At 63.0% G+C, this 16343-nt stretch carries 13 protein-coding genes and 1 pseudogene; 9 read left to right on the forward strand and 5 right to left on the reverse strand.

Going from position 1 to position 16343, the window contains the following annotated elements; genetic code table 11:
* Positions 1-3 precede the first annotated feature (3 nt).
* Positions 4-2121: an EAL domain-containing protein gene (locus ENJ19_06490; GenBank protein HHM05375.1), complete on the forward strand. Its 2118-nt coding sequence runs from the start codon at positions 4-6 to the stop codon at positions 2119-2121.
* A 9-nt stretch (positions 2122-2130) separates the two neighbouring features.
* Here the strand turns inward: ENJ19_06490 and ENJ19_06495 are convergent, their stop codons facing one another.
* The 4 genes from ENJ19_06495 to glgP all read right to left on the reverse strand — a co-directional run bounded on the left by ENJ19_06495 (position 2131) and on the right by glgP (position 7531).
* Entirely contained in the window at positions 2131-3348 is a 1218-nt protein-coding gene (locus ENJ19_06495; protein HHM05376.1) for a molybdopterin molybdenumtransferase MoeA, read from the reverse strand.
* Positions 3349-3452: 104 nt separating this feature from the next.
* Positions 3453-4340 (reverse strand): protease HtpX, encoded by an 888-nt coding sequence (htpX, locus tag ENJ19_06500; GenBank protein HHM05377.1) that lies wholly within the window; start codon positions 4338-4340, stop codon positions 3453-3455.
* 181 nt (positions 4341-4521) lie between these two features.
* Positions 4522-5784, reverse strand: coding sequence for a glutamate dehydrogenase (locus ENJ19_06505; protein ID HHM05378.1), 1263 nt, complete (start codon positions 5782-5784; stop codon positions 4522-4524).
* 52 nt (positions 5785-5836) lie between these two features.
* Positions 5837-7531 (reverse strand): alpha-glucan family phosphorylase, encoded by a 1695-nt coding sequence (gene glgP / locus ENJ19_06510; GenBank protein ID HHM05379.1) that lies wholly within the window; start codon positions 7529-7531, stop codon positions 5837-5839.
* On the opposite strand from glgP, the gene ENJ19_06515 reads away from it, so the two are divergent.
* The 8 genes and pseudogenes from ENJ19_06515 to ENJ19_06550 all read left to right on the forward strand — a co-directional run bounded on the left by ENJ19_06515 (position 7511) and on the right by ENJ19_06550 (position 14490).
* Complete coding sequence (locus tag ENJ19_06515; protein HHM05380.1) at positions 7511-8353, forward strand: sigma-70 family RNA polymerase sigma factor; 843 nt, start codon at positions 7511-7513, stop codon at positions 8351-8353. The genes glgP and ENJ19_06515 overlap by 21 nt on opposite strands.
* A 13-nt stretch (positions 8354-8366) precedes the next feature.
* Positions 8367-8504: pseudogene (locus tag ENJ19_06520) on the forward strand (zf-HC2 domain-containing protein).
* 505 nt (positions 8505-9009) lie between these two features.
* On the forward strand, positions 9010-9906 hold the full coding sequence (locus ENJ19_06525) for a DUF3179 domain-containing protein (protein ID HHM05381.1): 897 nt from the start codon (positions 9010-9012) through the stop codon (positions 9904-9906).
* A gap of 7 nt (positions 9907-9913) precedes the next feature.
* Positions 9914-10654, forward strand: a complete 741-nt coding sequence (locus ENJ19_06530) for a TVP38/TMEM64 family protein (protein ID HHM05382.1) — start codon at positions 9914-9916, stop codon at positions 10652-10654.
* A gap of 146 nt (positions 10655-10800) precedes the next feature.
* Positions 10801-11781, forward strand: a complete 981-nt coding sequence (locus ENJ19_06535; GenBank protein HHM05383.1) for a radical SAM/Cys-rich domain protein — start codon at positions 10801-10803, stop codon at positions 11779-11781.
* A 255-nt stretch (positions 11782-12036) separates the two neighbouring features.
* Complete coding sequence (locus ENJ19_06540; protein HHM05384.1) at positions 12037-13161, forward strand: methyltransferase domain-containing protein; 1125 nt, start codon at positions 12037-12039, stop codon at positions 13159-13161.
* A gap of 40 nt (positions 13162-13201) precedes the next feature.
* Positions 13202-13882 (forward strand): glycosyltransferase, encoded by a 681-nt coding sequence (locus ENJ19_06545; GenBank protein HHM05385.1) that lies wholly within the window; start codon positions 13202-13204, stop codon positions 13880-13882.
* On the forward strand, positions 13879-14490 hold the full coding sequence (locus tag ENJ19_06550; protein ID HHM05386.1) for a glycosyltransferase: 612 nt from the start codon (positions 13879-13881) through the stop codon (positions 14488-14490). Before ENJ19_06545 ends, ENJ19_06550 begins: the two co-directional genes overlap by 4 nt.
* 160 nt (positions 14491-14650) lie before the next feature.
* On the opposite strand, the gene ENJ19_06555 is transcribed toward ENJ19_06550, so the two are convergent.
* Positions 14651-16343, reverse strand: a 1693-nt coding sequence (locus ENJ19_06555; GenBank protein HHM05387.1) for a dihydroxy-acid dehydratase, incomplete at its 5' end; no start/stop codon positions are given.

Consider the following 16343-nt stretch of genomic DNA (forward strand, 5'->3'; position numbering starts at 1 on the left):
CGCGTGAACGGAAATCCGCGACCAATTGAAAACCCGGCCAGCGAGACGGCCGACACCAAAATTCAGGCAGCCAGCACCCAAACGGTGCTGCGGCTGCTGGTGGTGGAAGACACCCCGGCAGGCGCCCAGTCGCTGATCGATCCCCTGCAGGCGGCGGGCCTCGCCGTCACCGCCGCGCGCATCAAATCGCCCCTGGAATTCCAGGTCGCGCTCAAGAAGCAGGACTGGGATCTGGTGCTCTGCCCGGCCCGCGCCGACGGCTTCAGCGCCAAACAAGCCATCGCCCTGCTGCAGCACGCCAAGCGCGACATCCCTTTGATTTTGGTCAGCGACGACGCCTGCCGCGAAGACCTGATGGCACTGTTACACGCCGGCGCCCGCGCCCTCACCGCCCGGGAGCACCCCGAGGAGCTGGTCTTCGTGGTGCAACGGGAACTCAAAGACCTCACCGAACGCCGCGCCCGGCGCCACTACGAAAAAATGTTCCGGGAGAGCGAACGCCGCTGCACCGCACTGCTGGACACCTCGCGCAATGCCATCGCCTGCGTGCGCAAAGGCAAAGTGATCTACGCCAACCCGGTGTTTGTGGCACTCACCGGCGCGGCGGCAGAGCCCTCCAGCCCCAGCAATATCGCCGCCCTGATCCACAAAGACGACCAGGCCAAGCTCATCAAACTGCTGAAACGGGTGCACAGCGGCAGGGAAACCACAGGCAGGGAAACCGTGCGGGTCACCGCAAACGGCACCACCTTTGCCGCGGAGGTGGAAGCGCTCACCGCCCACGTCAACGATCAAAAATGCATCCAGCTTTCCATTCCTGTGTCCGCCCCGGCCGCCGGTGAGGAAAAATCCCGCTCCAGCGCCATCCAGGATTACAGCACCGGCCTGTACAACCAGGCCCATTTCCTGGAAACCCTGGAAGCCAGCATGAACGGAAACGCCCCGGCCCGGCCGGCGCTGGCGTATCTGGAGGTGGACGAATTCGCCGCCCTGGCGGAACGCCTGGGAGCGGCCAATGCCGACCTGATTCTCCGCGACATCACCACCTTCATCAGCCCCGGCGCCCTGGCCACCCGTTACGGCGACAGCACCCTGGCCATTCTCCTGGCCGGCACCCAGACCGGCCAGGCGGAAGCGGAAATGCACGCCCTGCGCAAAGCCATCGCCGCCCATACCTTCGACGTCAACGGCGAATCCGTACACGCCACCTGCAGCATCGGGCTCAGTCTGCCGCGCGACGCCCAGGGCGGCATGGAGGCGCTGTCCTGGGCCGACGCGGCCTGTCAACAAGCCAAGGCGGAGGGCGGCAACCAGGTCATCGTCGCCCAACCCGACGCCGGCCAGTGCCCGCCGGGAGACAAAAAACTCGCCACCCGCCACCAACTGCGGGCCGCCTTCAGCGAAGGCCGCTTCGCCCTGGTGTATCAGCCCATCGTCCATCTGCATGCCCAGCCGGCGGAAACCTACGAAGTGTTGATCCGCATGCAGGGGGAAGACGGCCAGCAAAAAATGCCGGCCGATTTCATTCCCGACGCGGAAGAAGCCGGCCTCATGCCCGCGCTGGACCGTTGGGTGATCCAGCATGCCATGGAAGCCCTGACCGGACACCGCCGCCAGGGCAATGAAACCCGCTTCCTGATAAAAATCTCAGCGGACTCGTTGACCGACCAGACCCTGGTGCCGTGGATCGGCAAGCAACTGCAGAGCCTGCGCCTGCCCGGCGACTGCCTGATCTTCGAAATCCGTGAAGCCAGCGCGGTCAAAGACATGGACGCCAGCCGCGCCCTCATCACCGCCCTCAAGCAAATGCGCTGCCGCGTGGCCCTGGGGCACTTCGGTGAGAACACCAACTCCCTGGAGCACCTGGAACAACTGCGGGCGGACTTCGTCAAATTCGCCCCCTCCTTCGTGAACAAACTCACGGGCGACCAACACGGCGAAGCGACGGTGAAAATCATGGTCCAGGCCGCCCACGACCTCGGCACCCTCACCATCGCCACCTTCGTCCAGGAAGCCGCCAAACTCACCACCTTGTGGCAGTGCAACGTGGACTACATCCAGGGGTATTTCCTGCAGGCGCCGGAGCAGGAATTGTCGTATGACTTCTCCGACGATGAATAGCGCGCCGGTTCATTCCGGCAACAGTTGCACCGTCAGCCGCGCTCCCGCCGGAAAACAGCCGCCCTCTTCGGGGAACACAATCAAGCTGTTGGCCCGGCTCATGGAGGTAATCAGTCCGCTGCCCTGATCACCGCTCAAGCGGGTGCGATAGGCACCGCCCCGCCAGTGGGTCACGGCGCGGGCGAGGTGGACACGGCCGGGACGACTGTAGCTGTCTTCGTCCAGCACGGCGTCCACCTCGGGCAGGCGGAGCGCCGACAGGCCGGTCATTTTCCGCATCAACGGACGGACGAACTGGTAAAAGGCCACCATGCAGGAGACCGGATTGCCGGGCAAGCCAAACAGGCGTGGACCCGGCGTCTGCGGCAGCACGCCAAAGGCAACGGGGTGGCCCGGACGCATTTTGACCCGCCAGAACTTCATCTCAACACCCAGCGCCTTCAGCACGTCCTTCACGTAGTCGTATTTGCCCAGGGACACGCCACCAACAGCCAGCACGATGTCCGCGCCCAGTGCCTCGCACAGTCTGGCGCTGAGGTCTTCTTTGCTGTCCCGGGCGGGGGCCAGGACGATGGGCACACCACCAGCTTCCCGCACCAGAGCGGCGATGGAAAAACTGTTGCTGTTGATGATTTTTTCCGGGCCCAGGGCCTCGCCCGGCTCGGCCAGCTCGTCGCCGGTGGCGAGCACGGCGACGCGGGGGCGCTGATAGACGTTCACCCACACATGGCCGGCCGTGGCCAGCAGGCCCACTTCCGCCGGCCGGCAGGGCGAGCCCCGGGGCAGCAGCGGCTCACCCAGGCGGATGTCTTCGCCCCGGCGGCGGACGTTGGCACCTCGGGCACAGGCATTGATCACGCTGACCGAGTCACCCGACACCCTGGTATCCTCCAGCCGCACCACGGTGTCGGCCCCGGTGGGCAGGGGCGCGCCGGTCATGATGTCCACGGCCTCCCCCGCACCCACATTGCAACCGGAAAAAGCCCCCGCCCGCACTTCACCCACCCGCCGCAGCACCACCGGCGCATCCGGCGCGGCCCGGGCCACATCGCAGCCGCGCACGGCAAAACCGTCCATGGCCGAGTTGTCCCAGGGCGGGTGCTCGCGGCGGGCGGTGATGTCCGCAGCCAGCACCCGGCCCAGAGCCTCGTGCAGGGCAATGCGCTCGCTACCCATCAGCACGGCGTGCCGGAGCACGATATCGCGGGCGGCTTCGAGGGAGATCATCGGCGTCAGGAGATAAAACCGCCAAGGCCGCCCAGAGGCGCTAAGGGTTTGTTGTCTGCCTCAAACTGCCCTTTGCGTACTCGGCGGCCTTGGCGGTCAGCGCTTCATGACTGCGCCCGACGCAGGGCTTCGATGCGCTCGCTGAGGGGCGGGTGGGTCATGAACAAGCGACGGAGGCCCTGGCCCACGCTGCCGGAGATGCCGAAAGCGGCCATCTGGTCGGGCAGATGGGGCTGGCGCACGGAGGCTTGCAGGCGCTCCAGCGCGGCGATCATTTTTCGACGGCCGGCCAGTTTCGCGCCCCCCGCGTCGGCCCGGAATTCCCGCCGGCGGCTGAACCAGAACACGATCATGCTGGCCAGAATGCCCAGCACCAGCTCGGCAACAATGGTGGTGATCCAAAAGGCGGGGCCGTGGCCGCGCTCATTTTTGAACACCACCCGGTCCACCAGGTGGCCGATGACCCGCGAGAGGAAAATGACGAAGGTGTTCACCACCCCCTGGATCAGGGCCAGGGTGATCATGTCACCATTGGCCACGTGGCTCACTTCGTGGCCCAGCACCGCTTCAGCCTCGTCGCGGCTCATGTTCTGAAGAAGACCGGTGCTCACCGCCACCAGGGCCTTGTTGCGGCTCATGCCGGTGGCAAAGGCATTGACGTCCGGAGCGTTGTAGACGGCCACTTCGGGCATGCCGATGCCCGCCTGCCGGGCCAGGCGCCGCACGGTCTCCACCAGCCAGCGCTCGGTCTCGCTGCGCGGCTGTCCGATCACTTGCGCGCCGGTCATGCGCTTGGCGGTCCACTTGGAAATGGCCAGGGAAATAAAGGACCCGCCCATGCCGAACACGGCGGCGAAGATCAGCAGCGAATTGTAGTCCAGCCCCACGCCCTGTTCATCCAGGATGCGCTCGACGCCGAGCAGGCGCAGGGTGATGCTGAGCACCACGATAATCGCCAGGTTGGTGGCCAGAAAAAGCAGGATGCGCTTCATCAGTTACTCCGATTTCAACATGTCAACACGGGGTCTGCCGCTGCACCGCCGCGCCCTTGAGGCTTGCGATGAAGAGACGAAAAACCTGTCCGCAAATGGGGGCCTGGCGTGCGATTGCAAGCCCCTCCCGGGGGCGTCACTTTACCCTGTCTTTCTTACCGGCGCGAGCCCCGACCCCGCCTCACAAACCCCGCAGCGTCAGGGCCCGGGCCACCCGCTGGATAGCCAGCACATAGGCGGCGGTACGCAGGTCAATCTGATGGTGTTCGGACACGTCGCGCACCTCATGGAAGGTCCGCACCAGGCGCTTTTCCAGCCGCCTGAGCACGGTGCCACGCTCCCAGGGAAACTGTTGCAGATTCTGCACCCACTCGTAATAGGAGGTGAGCACGCCGCCGGCGTTGGCGATAATGTCCGGCACCACGGGCACGCCCCGCTCGCGCAGGGCGGCATCGGCCAGGTGGGTAAGGGGCATATTGGCACCTTCCACAATCAGACGCGCGCCCACCCGGGCGGCGTTGTGGGTGTCGATGGCATGGCCCAGGGCCGCGGGAATCAGCACATCGCAGGGCAGGGCCAGCAGCTCGGCATTGCTCAGGGGCTCGGCGCCGGGCAGGCCGGCGAGGGTGCCGGCATGAGCGCGGTAGCGGCCTGCCGCGGCAATGTCCAGGCCTTGTTCGGCGTACACCCCGCCGGAGGAGTCGCTCACTGCAACGATGCGCGCCCCCATGGCAGCCAGGGCGTGGGCGGCATGATAGCCCACATTGCCGAACCCCTGCAGGGCAATTTTCAGCGTTTTCATGGCCCAGCCCAGGCTCTCCACCGCCACCCGGGTGACAAACGCCACGCCCAAGCCGGTGGCTTCCAGCCGCCCGGGGGAGCCGCCCAGCTCCACCGGCTTGCCCGTCACCACGCCGGGGGTGTAACCGTGGGCTTTGCTGTAGGCCTCCATCAGCCAGGCCATGGTCTGGGGATCGGTGCCCACATCCGGCGCCATGACGTCTTCGTGCACACCCAGCACCGGCGTCATTTTCTGCATGAAACGTTTGCTGAGCATTTCCAGCTCGTCGAGGCTGAGGCTTTTGGGATCCACGTTAATACCGCCCTTGGCGCCGCCGAAGGGAATGTCCACCAGCGCGGTTTTCCAGGTCATGAGCTGCGCCAGGGCACGCACCTCCCCCAGGCACACCGAGGGGTGATAGCGCAGGCCGCCTTTGAAAGGCCCGCGGGCGTGATTGTGCTGCACCCGGAAACCCGTGAAAGTGCGCAGGCTTTCCCCGTCAGCGGTGCGCACTTTCACCGGAATGCTGACCTGCGTCTCGCGAAAGGACGACAACAAAAGCTCCCGCTGGTCATCGCGCAGGCCCAGACGCTCGAAGGCGCGGGAGACGAATTGAAGCTGGCTTTCGTCGCCGCAGCCGGGGTGCTCATCCACAAACGTCATGTTGCTGTCCGTTTTTTTTTTGGGGGGGGGCTCGGCGATCCAGGCGACGGGCTCAAGTCAGATAGCTCTCCGTCGCATAGCGCCGCATCATACGGTGGGAATTGAAATACGACGCGCTTTGGGTAATGGCGCCTTTCATGACTTTGATCCATCCCGCACGGTCGCTGTGATAGAGCGGCAGGACGACCCCCCCCAGCTTGCGGTACAAGGCCTCGGCGTCGTCACCATTGGCCCCCGCCCCGTCACCGCCCACGGCCCAGCCGTTGACGCCTTCGATGCAGCCCTCTATCCACCAGCCGTCCAGCACCGACAACTGCGGCACGCCATTGAAGGCGGCTTTCATGCCGCTGGTGCCGGAGGCCTCCAGAGGCCGCAGCGGTGTGTTGAGCCACAGGTCGGCGCCGGCCACCAGCAGTTGGGCGGTGGCCATGTCGTAGTCGGCCAGATACACCATGGGAATAACGCCGGCAAGTTCGCCGATGTGCCGGTGCAGGGTTTCGATGAGGCGTTTGCCGGCTTCGTCCTTGGGATGGGCCTTGCCCGCCATGACAATCTGAAAGGGATACTCGCGGGCAATGGCGCGCAGGCGGTCCAGATCCGAAAACAGCAAGTCGGGCCGCTTGTAAGCCGTCATGCGGCGGGCGAATCCGATAATCGGCCGGCCAGGGTCAAAGGCCACGCCGGTGTTGCTTTTCACAGTCGCAATCAAGTTCTGCTTGGCGGCCTGATGGGCCTCCCACACGGCCTCGCCGCTGATCTTGCACTCGGCCCGCACCATGAGCTGGGGTTCGTGGCACCAGCCCGGCAACTCCGTGTCGTACAGTTTCCGGAAGGGGGGACTGGCCCAGGTGAAGGGATGCACCCCGTTGGTGATGGCGTGCACCCGGTAGCCGGGAAACATATGGCGCGACACTTCCGCGTGGCGCTGGGCCACGCCGTTGACGTAGTCGCTGAGATTCAACGCCAGGCGGGTCATGTTGAGGTTGTCCGTGCCCGCCAAGTGCTTGAGGGTGGGCAGCTCGATGTAGCCGTCCAGCATGCGCAGCACCAGGGAGTAGTCAAATCTGTCGTGCCCCGCCTCTACCGGCGTGTGGGTGGTGAAGCTGCACAGCTCCCGCACCCGGGGGATGTCGTAAGGGGATTCCCCCGGCCGCACATCATCGCTGGGATAGGCGTAGCGGCGCAGGAGTTCCAGCGCCAGCAGCGCGGAATGACCTTCATTCATGTGATACTGGCGCACCTGAAAGCCCAAGGCCTGCAGCATGCGCACCCCGCCTATGCCCAGCACAATTTCCTGCCTGAGCCGGTAGGCCTCGTCACCACCGTAGAGAAAATGGGTGATGCGACGGTCATCGTCGTTGTTCTCTTCCAGATCCGTATCAAGCAGGATCACCGGCTGCTCGCCGCCCATGTGCCCCTTGAGCACATACAGCCAGCCGCCCACCCACACCCGCCGGCTCTCTATCTCCACCACCACTTTGGCATTCAGCGGTGCCGCCCTGGTGGAGGGTTCCCAACTGGCGGGGTGCTCAATCTGGCGCCCGGCGGCATCCAGCTCCTGGCGAAAATAGCCAGCGCGGCTGACCAGGGTCACCGCCACCAGCGGCACGCTGAGATCGGCGGCGGAACGCAGGGTATCACCGGCCAGCACGCCCAGGCCGCCGGCATAAGTGGGCATGTCCGTGGCCAGGGCGATTTCCATGGAAAAATAAGCAATGCGGGGGGAATGGTTGAAAGGATCAAGCATGACAATGACCTGTGGCGCCAGCAGATGGTTGAGCACGGACTTTACCACATGCACGACAGTTTCGATGCCGCCGCCGCGGTGAACAAAACGCCAACGACGGATCACAGCGGATCACAGCGCATCACCGCCCGTGGGCGCGGCGCCCTTGTTGGGTTCCCTGTGTCTGAATGTCTGAGACGTTTGCCACCACGCCAATCCCTAGTACCATACCCGCTGGTTTTTCGCTCCTCCCCGGACCCCATGGCCGAACTTTCCGATCCCAACGAATGGCTGGACAAATACGGCGACGCACTCTACCGCTACGCCATGGCGCGCCTGCGCGACACCATGGTGGCCGAAGATCTGGTGCAGGAGACCTTCCTCGCCGCGGTGCAGGCAAGGTCGCGCTACGCCGGCAAGGCTTCCGAAAAAACCTGGCTCACCAGCATTTTGAAGCACAAGCTCATCGACCATATCCGCAAGCAACAACGGGAACGGCCGTTACATGCCGAGGAGACGGCGCCGGAAGACGTGCTGGACGCTGCGGCCTTCGACGGCCGCGGTCATTGGATTTCCGACCCCGGCAGTTGGGCCGATCCGGACCAGGCCTTGGAGAACGAGGAGTTTTGGCGCGTGCTGGAGGAATGTCTGCAAGGTCTGCCCGAACGCCTGCGTCAGGCCCTGACACTACGGGAATTCGAAGGCCTGGGGACAGAAGAGATTTGTCAGGCCCTGGCCATTTCTTCGACCAATAACACGTGGGTGATCTTATCCCGCGCCCGGATGCGCATGCGGCAATGCCTGGATCTCAAGTGGTTCAGCCGCCCCCCCGGGGAGGTTTAGCGTGAAATTCAAATTGTCCTGCAAGGAAGTCAGCGAACTGGTCTCCCGCTCGCTGGATGAACCGCTCCCCTGGCGCCAGCGCCTGGGCGTGCGGCTGCACCACGCGTATTGCCGCATGTGCCGCCGCTACGCCGTGCAAATCCGCTTCCTCAGCCACGCCACCCGCGCCTGGCTGCACCGCCAGGAAAAAGCGGGCGCAGGACTTTCCCCCGAGGCCAGGGCGCGGATTCGGGAGATGCTGAATTCTGATCATAGGCCCGCCCCCCAGCCGTCCGGTAAGGTTACGCCACCGGCTTCGACCAAATAAAACGTTGAAAATGGCCTTTCTGGCCTTTTTCAGCAGCACCGGCAGCCACATACGCGGTTTGCGGCGGCCTTGCACCGCACACAGCTTCTTGCACAACAGCGTTTTGCAACAAGCTGTAATGTCTGAGTTTCTGAGTTTGCCGGCCGTCTCGCGGCGTGCCAGCCGGACCCTGTTCCCCCCTTGAATTTTAAGGGGGGCAAGGTGGGAACTTTCAAATACCAGCGAGCACTTTTCAATGATTGGCATATCCCCCCCAAGCCCCTTTTTTGATAGCGAGGGGCCGGGACCGGCGGTTTTGCGCAGGCCTGTCGTCAGGCTGCCTGAAACCATGCTGCCAGCCCTCGCTGCTATGCTGCTTGCGGCCCAGGCCCTTGCCGCGCCCAAGCTCAACGGCTTCGACCTCGCCGGCAGCCTGGTGCCCGCCGATGAGATCCTCCCCGGCGGCCCGCCACGGGACGGGATTCCCGCCATCGACCGGCCGACGTTCGTGGGCGCGGGCGAGGCGGCTTTTCTCAAGCCCGGCGACCGGGTGCTGGGCATGGTGCGGGGCGGTATCGCCAAGGCCTATCCCGTCTCCATTTTGAACTGGCACGAAATCGTCAACGATCACTTCGGCAGGGAGGCCGTGGTGGTCAGCTTCTGTCCCCTGTGCGGCAGCGGCGTGGCCTTTTCCTCCCAGGCGGGGGGCCGCGCCCGGCACTTCGGCGTCTCCGGCCTGCTGTATAACAGTGATGTGTTGCTGTATGACCGGGAAACAGAATCCTTGTGGTCGCAACTCTTGGCCAAAGCCGTGACCGGCCCGGAGCGGGGCGTGCGCTTGCGGGCGCTGCCGCTGAGTCACACCACCTGGTCCGCCTGGCGCCAACAACACCCCGACACACTGGTACTTTCCCGCGCTACCGGCTTTGCGCGCGATTATGAGCGCGATCCCTATGACGGCTATTACAGCAGCGGGCGCCTGTTCTTTCCGGTGACCGCGCACAGCAAGCGCTACCACCCCAAAGAGCGGGTCCTGGGCCTGACCCTGATGGGCAAAAGCAAAGCCTATCCCTATTCTGAGCTGGCAAAAACCAGCGGCGAGGTGGCAGACCGCGTCGGCGGCCTCAGCGTGCGCGTGCACTTCGACAAGCAAGCGCAAAGCGCCCGGGCCTTCGACCGCAAGGGCAGGGAGCTGGCGGGCATCAGCGCGTTTTGGTTCGCCTGGTACGCGTTTCACCCGGATACAGAAATCTTCGCAGCGAAGTAGTGCCCCAATGAAAGCATTGCCTTTGAAAAAGCTGGCCATTGCCGGCATCTTTGTTGGTGGCATCATCACCGTATTCGCCACCGGCGTGCACGAGTGGCTCACGCTGGCCAATTTAAAAGCCAATCGCGATGCCCTGCTGGGCTATGCCGACAGCCACTTCTGGACCGTGCTGACCGGGGCGGTTCTGATCTATGCCACGGCAGTGGCCTTGAGCGTGCCGGGCGCAGTGGTGATGTCTCTGGCCGTGGGCATGATCTTCGGCCGCTGGGCCGGCACGGCCGTGGTGGTGAGCGCCGCCACCCTGGGCGCCACGCTGGTGTTCCTTGCCGCGCGATACCTGTTCGCCGACACGGCCCGCAAAAAACTGGGGAGCGGCGCGCAAAAGCTGATCCAGGGATTTCACGACAACGCTTTTCACTACTTGTTGTTTTTGCGCCTGGTGCCCCTGTTTCCGTTTTGGCTGGTCAACCTGGTACCGGCTTTCACGCCGGTGTCGGTGCGCACCTACGCCACCGCCACGGCCCTCGGCATCATCCCCGGCAGCTTCGTTTTTGTTAATCTGGGGCAATCGCTGGGACGCATTGAATCGCTTGATCAACTGATCTCCGGCGAGACACTGCTGGCTTTTGGCCTGCTGGGCGCGTTTTCCCTGATTCCCGTGGTGTTGAAAAAGCGCCGTGCGGCGGGAGACACTGAAGAAAAAGTGACACAGAGCCCGACGAAGAATTCGCAGACACCACCTTCCTGAGCCCCCTCTTTGAAAAAGGGGGGCGAGGGAAGATTTTCCGATATTGACGCTGCGCGCAGCAGCATTTTTTGCGCAACACACCAAGCAACAGGCTTCCGGGTGCGAAAGCACATGACAGAACAACTCAAGACGCGGAGAACTCATACATGCATGCCACCCTCCCCTTGCTGGAAGACACCGGCTTTCCCCTGTTGACACGCAAAACACTCGACACCCTGCAAGTCAACCTGGGCTACCGCTGCAATCAGCAATGCCTGCATTGCCATGTCAACGCCAGCCCCAGGCGCGGGGAAATGATGAGTCGTGAAACCATAGACCACCTCATCGCATTCATGGACGCCGCCGCGGTGAGCACCCTTGATCTGACCGGTGGCGCCCCCGAGCTCAACCCCCATTTCCGCGATTTGGTCCGCGCGGCGCGGGCGCGCGGGATCAAGGCCATGGACCGCTGCAACCTCACCATCCTGGAAGAGCCGGGGCAGGAAGACCTGGCGGAATTTCTCGCCGCAAACAAAGTGGACGTTGTCGCCTCCCTGCCCTGCTACCTCGAAGACAATGTGGACCGGCAACGGGGCAAGGGCGCATTCGGCGCCAGCTTGCGTGGTCTTAAAAAACTCAACGACTTGGGGTATGGCCAGGCCGGCAGCGACTTGACGCTGAATCTGGTTTACAACCCGCAGGGCCCCAGCCTGCCGCCCGCACAAGCCGGCCTTCAGGCCGCGTACAAAAAACACTTGAGCGAACACTACGGCGTTGTCTTCAATCAACTGTTCACACTGGCGAACATGCCCATCCAGCGCTTCGGCAGCACCTTGATTTCCAAAGGGCAGTTCGACAGCTACATGCAACTGTTGAAAGACGCCTACCGTGAGGAAAATCTGGAATCCGTAATGTGCTTGTCACTCATCAGCGTGGACTGGCAAGGCTATGTTTACGACTGCGACTTCAATCAGATGCTGGGCCTGCCTTTGCAATACCAGGGCCGACCACGCACGCACATCAATGACCTTGTGGGAAAAGATTTGAACGGCCTGCCCATCGTGGTCAAAGACCACTGCTACGGCTGCACCGCCGGGCAGGGCTCCAGTTGTGGCGGAGCCTTGAGGTATCAACCCGGAAATTATTAACCCGGCAATTAGGATTGTCGGGTTAATAGCGCGGCACAGGGATGTGCCGCCATTGGCGCAAGTCAATGCGAGCCCGCGAAATACCAGCCATTTCGCATAATGGCGCCCGTATTTCGCGGGCGGCAATCAAACAGGTCAGCACGACCTGTTTGATTGCCGGGTTAATAACAGGATGTTGAAAAAAGGCCAGGCATTACCCATCGCAAACTTCGCGCCCTGGCTATTGGTTTGCAACATTGTAAGTGAGAGAACAGAATGAACGTACACTCCGCCGTCCTGGATCGCTACTCCGAAGGCGCCAAAGCAGTGCAAAACAGCCTGTGCTGCCCGGTCCGCTACGACACTGAACTGCTCAAACCCCTGCCGCGGGAAATCATCGAAAAAGACTACGGCTGCGGCGACCCCTCGTCTTATGTGCGCGAGGGCGACGTGGTATTGGACCTAGGCTCCGGCGGCGGCAAAATCTGTTACATGGCCGCGCAGCTCGTGGGTGAAACCGGACGCGTCATCGGCGTGGACATGAACGACGACATGCTGGCCCTGGCGCGCAAATATCAGGCCGAAATGGCGGACAAACTGGGCGGCCACCGCGTGGACTTCCGCAAAGCTTACATTCAGGATCTCGCCCTGGACGTGGCGGCCATGGAAGAATGGCTGGCCCAACATCCCGTACGCAACGCGCAAGACCTGGCGCGACTGGAGGCCTGGAAGACCCAACACAAAAAAGAACACCCGCTTATTCCCGATAACTCCGTTGATCTCGTCATTTCCAATTGCGTGCTCAATTTGGTGAGCGATGCACAAAAACAACAACTGGTACAAGAAATTCACCGCGTGCTGAAACCGGGCGGACGCGTGGCCGTATCAGACATCGTCGCCGATGAAGCCATTCCCCGACACTTGAAAGACGATCCCGAGTTATGGAGTGGCTGTTTGTCCGGCGCTTTTGGTGAAGAAGAGTTTTTGGCCGCCTTTGCCAGCAATGGTTTCCTCGCCGTGGCCTACGACAAGTGGGATGCCGAACCCTGGCAAACCATTGAGGGCATCGAATTCCGTTCCGTCACTCTGACCGCAGTGAAAGCCTCTACCGACCCTTGCCTGGACTGCGGCCACGCCGTGATCTACCGCGGCCCTTACGCCTCCATCACCGACGACGAGGGCCATGTCTTCTACCGCGGCGCGCGCATGGCCGTGTGTGAACGCAGCTATCGCTTTCTCACCGAAGGCCCGCTGAAAAACGATTTCATCGGTATTCCCCCGGCGAACGCAAAAGAACCTGTAAACTGGTGCGCCCCCAGCGGCACCCGGCGCCCCGCCGCGGAAACCAAAGGCGCCGTTCACGCCACCGCCTGTTGCGATGACACCGGCAGTTGTTGCTGACTTTGCCCCCCTTTGAAAAGGGGGGCGCAAAAACACCAACATGCGCTTGTCCATCATCATCCCCGCTCTAAATGAAGGTGCCAACATCACCGCCACCTTGCAACCCCTGCAAACATTGCGACGGGCGGGGCATGAAATCATCGTTGTGGATGGCGGGAGTGACGACGACACGGCCAGGCAGGCATCACCGCTTTCAGACAACGTTATATCAAGCCTCCGCGGCCGCGCCCGTCAAATGAACACCGGCGCGGATGCGGCGGCAAACGATATTCTCCTGTTTCTCCACGCCGATACCCTGCTACCACACAATGCAGACAAACTAATCGTCCGGGGCATGAATCAAACCGGTAAAGCATGGGGACGCTTTGACGTCTGCCTGTCAGGCCGGCACCCGATGTTGCGTGTCGTGGAAAGAAGCATGAACCTCCGCTCCCGGCTCAGTGGCATCGCCACCGGCGATCAAGCCATGTTTGTCAAACGCGCAATGTTTGAAAAAGTCGGCGGTTTTCCCGATATCCCGCTCATGGAAGACATCGCCTTGTCGCACCAACTCAAGCAACACAGCCGGCCGTTGTGCTTGTCCACGCCCCTCGTCACCTCCAGCCGCCGCTGGGAGCAACACGGCATAATGAAAACCATCGTGTTGATGTGGCACTTGCGCCTGGCCTACTATTTCGGCGCCGATCCTCAGCAACTGGTCAAACGCTATTACAACAAATGACCACCCGCCTGCTCGTCTTCGCCAAAGCGCCCGTACCGGGCCAGGTCAAAACCCGGCTCATTCCCGCCATCGGTGCCGAACAGGCCGCCACCCTGCACCAAGACCTGATGCAACGCACCGTCGCCACAGTTTGCCAAACACATCTGCCAGTGGAACTGTGGTGCGCGCCGGATATCCACCACCCCGCATTGGCCACACTCATAAAAACCCACGCCCTGCTGCCCCGTACCCAATACGGCCCGGACTTGGGCACCCGCATGAGCCACGCCGCCGTCACCACCCTGGCCGGTGCCGACGCGGTGATCTTGGTGGGCACAGACTGTCCCACGCTTTGCCCTGCCGATATTGAACAAGCCCAAGCTGCCCTGACGAAGGGCGCCAATGTCGTGCTAGGACCGGCCGAAGACGGTGGCTACTGGCTGCTGGGATTGCGCCGGCATCATCCTGAGTTGTTCAGCGAAATCCCATGGGGCAGCGACAGCGTGCTGGCACTCACCCGCGAACGCCTGCGCAACTTGAACTGGCACTGGCACGAATTATCCGTCCGGTACGATGTCGACAGACCGGAGGACCTGGCGCGGTGGATGCAAATTCAAGCAGGCGCCTGACCTGCGGAAAAAGGCGGCAGGCTTGACACCCGCTCCCCTGCAATGCCCCGATGCCAACACATCAAGCCGGTCAGCTCTATTGCGAACGCACAAATCACACAAATTAAGGGCTGCGACCCCTTTTCCCTATGGTCAGTGAGCGATGCGGGCCAGCCAGACCTCACCCCCACTTCAACCGCCCCACATCCCTAACAGCCCCCCGCGCCGCCGAAGTCGTCATCGCCGCATACGCCTTGAGCGCCGCCGACACCTCCCGCCGCCGCCCCACCGGCTGCCACGCCTGGGCGCCCCTGGCGTCCATCACTTTCCGCCGGCGTTCCAGTTCCTCATCGCTCAAGGCCACGCGGATAGCCCGCCCGGGTATGTCGATCTCGATCACGTCGCCCTCTTCCAGCAAGCCGATGGCACCGCCTTCCGCCGCTTCCGGGGAGACATGGCCGATGGACAAACCGGAGGTGCCGCCGGAAAAGCGGCCGTCGGTGACCAGGGCGCAGTCTTTGCCCAGGCCTTTGGATTTGAGGTAGCTGGTGGGGTAGAGCATTTCCTGCATGCCGGGTCCGCCGCGGGGGCCCTCATAACGGATGATGACCACGTCGCCGGCTTTGATGCGACCACCCAAGATGGCCTCCACCGCACCATCCTGGCTCTCGAAAATGCGGGCGGGGCCGGAGAATTTGAGGGCATTTTTGTCCACCCCGGCGGTTTTGACGATGCAGCCGTCTTCGGCGATGTTGCCGTAGAGCACGGCCAGACCGCCGTCCTTGCTGTAGGCGTGTTCCAGGCCGCGGATGCAGCCTTGCTCGCGGTCCAGGTCCAGTTCGGTGTAACGCCGGCTTTGGGAGAAGGCTTCGGTGCTGGGCACGCCGCCAGGCGCGGCGCGGAAGAAGGTGTGCACGGCCTCGTTGTTGGTGCGGCGCACATCCCATTCCGCCAGGGCCTCTGCAAGGCTGGCGCTGTGCACGGTGCCCGCGCCGGCGTGGACCAAACCACCCCGCTCCAGCTCACCCAATATGCCCATGACACCACCGGCGCGGTGCACGTCCTCCATGTGATATACGGGCGTGCTGGGGGCGACTTTGCACAAATGGGGCACTTTGCGCGACAGGCGGTCAATATCTTTCATGGCGAAACCCACCCCCGCTTCCTGGGCCGCCGCCAGCAGGTGCAATACGGTGTTGGTGGAACCGCCCATGGCAATGTCCAGGGCCATGGCGTTCTCAAAGGCTTCAAAGGTGGCGATGGAACGCGGCAGCACGCGGGCATCGTCCTGCTCGTAATAACGCTTGGTGATCTCCACGATCAGCCGCCCGGCTTTCAAAAACAGCTCCTTGCGCCCGGTGTGGGTGGCCAGCAGACTGCCGTTGCCGGGCAAACTCAGGCCCAGGGCCTCGGTGAGGCAGTTCATGGAATTGGCGGTGAACATGCCGGAGCAGGAACCGCAAGTGGGGCAGGCGACGCGTTCGATGGCGTCAATGTCGTCGTCAGGATAGCTGGCATCGGCGGCGGCCACCATGGCGTCCACCAGGTCCAGGCTGAGGTCTTTGCCGTGCAGCTTCACCTTGCCGGCTTCCATGGGCCCGCCGGAGACGAACACGGCGGGGATATTCAGACGCAGCGCGGCATTGAGCATGCCGGGAGTGATTTTGTCGCAGTTGGAGATGCACACCAGGGCATCAGCGCAGTGGGCGTTCACCATATATTCCACGGCGTCGGCAATCAGCTCCCGCGACGGCAGGGAATACAACATGCCGCCGTGGCCCATGGCGATGCCATCATCCACGGCGATGGTGTTGAACTCCCTGGCCACGCCGCCGGCGGCCTCGATCTCCCGACACACCATTTGCCCCAGATCC

Source organism: Gammaproteobacteria bacterium, from assembly GCA_011375345.1.
Classification (GTDB): domain Bacteria; phylum Pseudomonadota; class Gammaproteobacteria; order DRLM01; family DRLM01; genus DRLM01.